Here is a 6,685-nt window from a genome sequence, read left to right on the forward strand (position 1 = left end):
GCTTCTTCTCTAGATAGTCAGCTAGATAGACAACAAGCGCCAGAAGGCCTAAGAGAATAAGGACCCAAATAATAAGAGCTATAAGCCATCCCATCCAAACCCCCCCTGAGTCTGTAAACTTCAGCACCCCCACCCAGAGTACCAGAGCAGGCACAAAAAAGGGATCCCTCCAGCAAGAAGGGATCCCGTTCAAAAGCCTTGGCCGAGAACTAATGGTTTAGATGAGAATCAGGCGTCGAAATAGAGCGCGAACTCGTAGGGGTGAGGCCGCAGGTTGATGGGGTTGATCTCGTTGTCAATTTTGTACTCGATGTAGGCCTCGATGAGATCTTCGGTAAAGACACCTCCCTCCAACAAGAAAGCGTGATCCTTCTGCAGGCTTTCCAGAGCATCCAGCAGGGATCCGGGCGTGGAGGGGATCTTGGCCAGCTCGTCTGGCTCTAGATCGTAGATGTCTTTGTCCAGGGGCTCGCCGGGGTGGATCTTGTTCTTGATCCCGTCCAAGCCGGCCATCAACATGGCCGAGAAGGCGATGTAGGGGTTGCAGGTGGCATCGGGGCAGCGAAACTCCAGCCGCTTGGCCTTGGGATTTTTGCCCGTGACCGGAATGCGAATGGAAGCCGAGCGGTTGCCCTGCGAGTAGGCCAGGTTTACCGGCGCCTCAAACCCGGGCACCAAGCGCTTGTAGGAGTTGGTGGTGGGATTGGTGAAGGCCAGGATGGCCGGGGCGTGCTTGAGCAGGCCGCCGATGTAGTAGAGAGCCGTTTCGCTGAGATCGGCATAGTTGCCCTCTTGGTAGAACAGGGGCTGACCGTCTTTCCAGAGGGACTGGTGCGTGTGCATGCCGCTGCCGTTGTCATTGAAGAGGGGCTTGGGCATGAACGTCACCGTCTTGCCGTGCTTGCGGGCCACGTTCCGGATCACGTACTTGTAAATCATCATGTAGTCGGCAGCCGTGATCAGATCGGCAAAGCGGTAGCCCAGCTCTCCTTGCCCGCCAGTGGCCACCTCGTGGTGGTGCTTTTCGATGGGCACCCCCAACTTGGCCATGGTTAGCAGCATCTCGGTGCGGAGGTCTTGGTGGGCATCGGTGGGCGGCACAGGGAAATAGCCTTCTTTGTAGCGCGGCTTGTAGCCCAGGTTGCCCCCTTTCTCCTCCCGGCCTGAGTTCCAGCGGCCCTCAATGGAATCGACGAAGTAGTAGCCGGCGTTCTGAGTTTGGTCAAACCGTACATCTTCAAAGATGAAAAACTCCGCCTCGGGCCCAAAGTAAGCCGTATCGGCAATGCCTGTCGATTGCAGGTAAGCCACAGCCCGCATGGCTAGGCTCCGAGGACAACGGCTGTAGGGCTGGCCAGTGCGCGGCTCGATGATGTTGCAGATGAGGCTGAGGGTAGGCACTTGGAAAAAGGGGTCGATCCAGGCCGTTTTGGGGTCTGGCACCATGTACATGTCCGACTCGTTGATGGATTTCCAGCCCCGGATGCTGGAGCCATCAAAGGGCAGCCCTTCGCTAAAAACTTGCTCCGTCAGCATTGAAGAGTGGAAGGAGACATGCTGCCAGGTGCCAAAGAGATCCACAAACTTGAGATCCACCATCTGGACATCGTTGTCCTGGATCATCTGAAGCACTTCTTGGGGCGTGGATGCCATTACTCTCTCCTGATTGGGTTGCGGTTGAGACTGGGGTAATCAAAGGTAGACGGGATCCCCACGCTTCGACTTGAATGAGCCAAAAGCGCTCACCCATCCTAGAAAAGCCGATCTCAGCATTTTGTAGTTTCTGATACGAAATTGCCCTGGCTTTGGCCTTCTGCTCCAGAGGTTGGCCATCGCGCCTCTCAGCCAGGCGTTTCTGCCCTGTTGTCCTCCAGACAGAGACAAAACCCTGTCCCCCTAGCTAGAGGAAAGCGAAAATGGGACTAACAAGCTCCAGCCTCGCCGAGGGTACCAGCTCGTGTTAGGCTAAAACGTAGTCGTTATGAGTTTGGTTTAGTTTTCAGCAACAGCAAGGAGCGACATCGGATGACAGAGCAAAGTCGGGTTGAGAACGTGGTGATTATTGGTTCTGGCCCTGCTGGGTTTACGGCGGCCATTTATGCCGGGCGTGCCAACCTGAAGCCGGTTGTGTTTGAGGGGTTTCAGGTGGGCGGGATCCCGGGCGGGCAGTTGATGACCACCACCGAGGTGGAGAACTTTCCGGGTTTTCCCGAGGGCATCAGTGGCCCCCAACTCATGAAAAACATGCGTGCCCAGGCGCAGCGGTGGGGGGCAGAGCTTTACCCCGAGGACGTCACCTTTGTGGATCTGAGCCAGCGGCCTTTTGTGGTTCGCTCTGACGAACGGGAAGTGCGCACCCACAGCCTGATTATTGCCACCGGGGCCACGGCCAAGCGCCTGCACTTGCCCGGAGAGGAGATCTACTGGAACCGGGGCATGTCGGCCTGCGCCGTCTGCGATGGGGCCATGCCCATGTTTAGGGGGGTGGAGCTGGTGGTCATTGGCGGCGGCGATACCGCCTGTGAGGAGGCCACCTACCTGACCAAGTTTGGATCCCATATCCACATGCTGGTGCGCAGTGGCAAGATGCGGGCCAGCAAGGCCATGCAAGACCGGGTGCTCAACCACCCCAAGATTACCGTCCACTGGCACACGGAGGCGGTGGAGGTTCTGGGCGACGGCCTGCGCCTGACGGGGGTGAAGGTGCGCAACAACCAGACGGGCGAGATCCGGGAGATGGCAGTGGGCGGCCTGTTCTACGCCATCGGCCACAAGCCCAACACCGACTTGTTCAAAGGGCAACTGGAACTGGATGAAGTGGGCTACATTGTCACCCGCCCAGGATCTGTAGCCACCAGTGTAGAGGGCGTGTTTGCCGCCGGGGATGTGCAGGATCACGAGTTTCGCCAGGCCATCACCGCTGCCGGCACCGGCTGTATGGCGGCCATGCTGGCGGAGCGCTGGCTCTCCGAACACGGCCTGGCACAGGAGTATCACGTCGTCCCTCAAAGCCATCTTGAGCCCGCTTCTGCCTCTGCTGTCGAGGTAGAGCCGGAGGGAGACTCGGCTGTTGAGGAGGCCAGTTTTGAGCAGGAGGTGCAAGATGACCTCGACTTCAGCCAGACCTGCCACGAGGGGAGCTATGCCCTGCGGCGGCTCTACCACGAAAGCGATCGCCTGCTGATGGTCAAGTACACCGCCCCCACCTGTGCCCCTTGTCATGCCCTCAAGCTGATCTTGAACAAGGTCATCGAAGAGTTTGCCGACAAGCTGCATGTGGTGGAGATCGACATCGAGAAAGACCCGGAGATCGCCGAGGCAGGGGGGGTCACCTGCACGCCGACGGTGCAGTTTTTCAAAAACAAGGAGCTGGTGGCTCAGGTGGTGGGTGTCAAGCCCAAGTCCCACTACCGGGAGGTGATCCAGGCCAATTTGTCTGAGGCAAAATCAGCTTGAGGTAGTCCCCCTCACCCCCGGCCCCTCTCCCAGCCCCTCTCCCTGAGGGAGAGGGGAGCTAGGCGGCTAGTCGGCAAAGGCGCTGTAGTATGCACCCTGCAGGGCGGCCAAAGAGACTGACAACACGGGATCCCCTTCTGCAGTAGTCACCACCAAGGGATCCGCTGGCCCGCCCACCTGTCCTAGAAGCTGCCACTGGCCGGGGAGCTGCGACTCTAAGTAGGCTTCCCAAGGAGAGCGCTGGGCTGGATCGACGGAAACGAGGATGCGGCTGGATCCCTCGCCAAAGAGGGCCTGATCCCAGCGCAGGGATCCAGGAGCTAGGGAGACGCTGGCGCCGCGGCCCCCACTCAGGCAGGCTTCTGCCAAGGCCACCGCCAGCCCTCCCTCGCTGCAGTCGTGGGCGGAGCGCACCCACCCCTGGCGGATGCCGTGGCGGCAGGCCCCTTGCACGCGCTTTTCCAGCTCCAGATCCACGGGGGCAGGACGACCCGTGACCTTGTTGTAGATTGCCGCCAAATACTCGCTGCCGCCCAGGCTGGTGACGGCCTGGGATCCCAAGAGGTAGACGAGATCCCCTTCTTGCTGCCACCCCTGGCCACAGATGAATTTCAAGTCCGGAATGAGGCCCACCATGCCGATGACGGGGGTGGGGTAGATGGCCTGGGATCCCTTCTCGTTGTAGAGGGAGACGTTCCCCCCCGTAACCGGCGTGCCCAGGGCGCGGCAGGCCTCGGCAATCCCCCGACAGGCCAGGGCCAACTGCCAGTACACCACTGGGTTTTCCGGGCTGCCGAAGTTGAGGTTGTCGGTTATGGCTAGGGGATCCGCCCCCACGCAGGAGAGGTTGCGGGCGGCTTCGGCCACGGCGGCCTTGGCCCCCTCGTAGGGATCCAAATACACCCAGCGGCCATTGCCATCTAGGGTGGCGGCAATGGCTTTGCGGGCAGCCTGCAGAGGGGGCACCTCGCCCACGCCAAATTTTTGGGAGCGGATGCGGATAACCGCCGCATCTCCCTGTCCCGGCCAAAGGACGGTGTTGTTTTGCACCTGGTGGTCATACTGGCGGTAGATCCAGGCTTTGCTGGCCAGGGTGGGGCGGGCCAAAAGCTGCAGCAGCACCTCTTGCCAGGCCAGCGTTGCCTGACCTAGGTGAATCCCTTCGCGATCGCAGGGGGGTAGAGTGGCGGGATCCCATTGCCATGCCGCTTGCACATACTCCGGCGGCTCTGGCAACAGGGGGCGGACGTAAACAGGAGTATCCTCCGCCAAGGCCCGCGCCGGCACCCTCACCACGCAGGATCCCTGGTGCCAGATCTCCACCAGCGGCTCGGCAATGACTTCTCCGGCCACGCTGGCCTGCAGGCCCCAGCGATGGAAGATCTCCATTACCTCCGCCTCGCGGCCTTTTTGCACCACCAGCAGCATCCGCTCCTGGGACTCCGAGAGCAAGTATTCCCAAGCCGCCATGCCGCTTTCCCGCGCCGGCACGCGGTCGAGGTCAAAGCGGATCCCCACCCCTCCTTTGGCGGCCATCTCTGCGGTGGAGCAGGTGATCCCGGCTGCCCCCATGTCCTGGGCCGCCACCACCGCTCCCGTGGCAAAGGCCTCCAGGCAGGCCTCGATGAGACATTTGCCCAGAAAGGGATCCCCCACCTGCACCGCCGGCCGATCCTGCTGCGCGTCCTCCTTGAGCTCGGCGCTGGCAAAGCTGGCCCCGCGGATCCCGTCCCGGCCGGTGGTGGCGCCGACGTACAAGATCGGGTTGCCCACTCCCCGCGCTGCCGACTTCACCACCGCCGGCGTCTCCAGCAGGCCCAGGGCCATGACGTTGACCAGGGGGTTGCCGCTGTAGCAGGGATCCACCGCCACTTCCCCCCCCACCGTGGGCACCCCCACGCAGTTGCCGTAGTGGGCGATCCCCTCCACCACCCTGGCCATGAGGCGGCGGTTGCGGGGATCCGTCAGCGGCCCAAAGCGCAGGGAGTTCAACAGCGCAATGGGGCGGGCGCCCAGGGTAAAGATATCCCGCAGGATGCCCCCCACCCCGGTGGCCGCCCCCTGGAAGGGTTCCACGGCGGAAGGATGGTTGTGGGACTCGATCTTAAAGGCCAGCCAGTCCCCATCCCCCAGATCCACCACGCCGGCATTTTCCCCCGGCCCCACCACCACCCGCTCGCCCGTGGTGGGAAAGTGCTTTAGCAGAGGGCGGGAGTTCTTGTAGCAGCAGTGCTCCGACCACATCACCCCAAACATGGCCAGCTCGGTGGGGTTGGGATCCCGGCCCAGTTGCTGCTGGATCTGGCGGTATTCCTCTGGGGAAAGGCCGTGGGCTTTCAGGTCTGGCGGGGCAGAAGCGGAGGTCATAGCGTTCAAGGTTTACCTAATTCGCCAGGAAGGCCTGCCCTGTACCCCCCTATATCCCCCCGTACACGGGGGGACTGGGGGGCCGGTCAGGGTCGGGATGAATGGCGAAGACACTCATGAACAGATATCGTAATCTCATGTGCGAATTGCCTACCAGTACCGCTTGCGCCCTACTTCTAGCCAAGTCGCCCTAATGGGTGAGTGGCTGGAGTTGTTGCGTAAACAGTACAACTATCGCTTGGCGGAGCGCTTCCGCTGGTGGGAGCAAAATCGCTGCGGTATCCATGCTTGCTCCTTAACGGTCTGTCATCTGCCTGAGTTGAAGGAGCAGCCCGACTTGTACTCGCAGCAGCGGGACTTGCCCAATACCAAGGCTTTGTTTCCTGAATACCGAGAGATTTATTCCCAGGTGCTCCAAAACTGCATACGGCGGGTACAAAGGGCCTTTGATAGATGGATCAAAGGTGACTCCAACGGCAAGCGGGCAGGAAGGCCGAGATTTAAGGGTGTTGGGCGGTACCGCTCCTTTACCTTCCCCCAAATGAAGCAGGACTGCATTCGAGGGAAGTTTATCCATCTGCCCAAAATTGGGCCGGTTAAGCTGATCCAGCACCGTCCTTTGCCCGACGGTTTTACGATCAAGACTGCTACCGTTACCCGCAAGGTTGATGGGTGGTACAGCCTGTTAAGGGCTCAAGGGGTACAATAGCAGCACTTAGCAAACCAACTTCGGAAGGAGGATGGATTGATCAGTAGTAAAGAAGTCTTCACTATCTGCTCCATGCTATATTTCCCAATTCTGCAAAGCTGCCGAATAAAATGCTTCAACACCGACCACATCATCTCAATGGGATTCAACTCC

Annotated in this window: 4 protein-coding genes and 1 pseudogene; 2 read left to right on the top strand and 3 right to left on the bottom strand. The window is 60.3% G+C overall.

Annotated elements, in window-relative coordinates; all coding sequences use genetic code 11:
* Nucleotides 1-228 precede the first annotated feature (228 nt).
* Complete coding sequence (gene glnA / locus SYN63AY4M2_RS01030) at nt 229-1,653, bottom strand: type I glutamate--ammonia ligase (RefSeq protein ID WP_099887141.1); 1,425 nt, start codon at nt 1,651-1,653, stop codon at nt 229-231.
* Between the two features lie 372 nt (nt 1,654-2,025).
* Here glnA and trxB point away from each other — a divergent pair, with 372 nt between their 5' ends.
* On the top strand, nt 2,026-3,456 hold the full coding sequence (trxB, locus tag SYN63AY4M2_RS01035) for a thioredoxin-disulfide reductase (RefSeq protein ID WP_011430211.1): 1,431 nt from the start codon (nt 2,026-2,028) through the stop codon (nt 3,454-3,456).
* Between the two features lie 66 nt (nt 3,457-3,522).
* Here the strand turns inward: trxB and purL are convergent, their stop codons facing one another.
* The gene (gene purL / locus SYN63AY4M2_RS01040; RefSeq protein ID WP_099884011.1) at nt 3,523-5,823 is read right to left on the bottom strand and encodes a phosphoribosylformylglycinamidine synthase subunit PurL; all 2,301 of its coding nucleotides are present in this window, start codon (nt 5,821-5,823) and stop codon (nt 3,523-3,525) included.
* 139 nt (nt 5,824-5,962) lie between these two features.
* Between purL and SYN63AY4M2_RS01045 the strand changes: the two genes are divergently transcribed.
* Nucleotides 5,963-6,532, top strand: a complete 570-nt coding sequence (locus SYN63AY4M2_RS01045) for a helix-turn-helix domain-containing protein (RefSeq protein ID WP_240527912.1) — start codon at nt 5,963-5,965, stop codon at nt 6,530-6,532.
* On the opposite strand, the pseudogene SYN63AY4M2_RS01050 reads toward SYN63AY4M2_RS01045, so the two are convergent.
* A pseudogene (locus tag SYN63AY4M2_RS01050) lies at nt 6,517-6,685 on the bottom strand (IS630 family transposase); the annotation flags it as partial. The gene SYN63AY4M2_RS01045 and the pseudogene SYN63AY4M2_RS01050 sit on opposite strands and share 16 nt — an antisense overlap.

Origin of the sequence: Synechococcus sp. 63AY4M2 (assembly GCF_002760475.1) — a bacterium.
GTDB lineage: Bacteria > Cyanobacteriota > Cyanobacteriia > Thermostichales > Thermostichaceae > Thermostichus.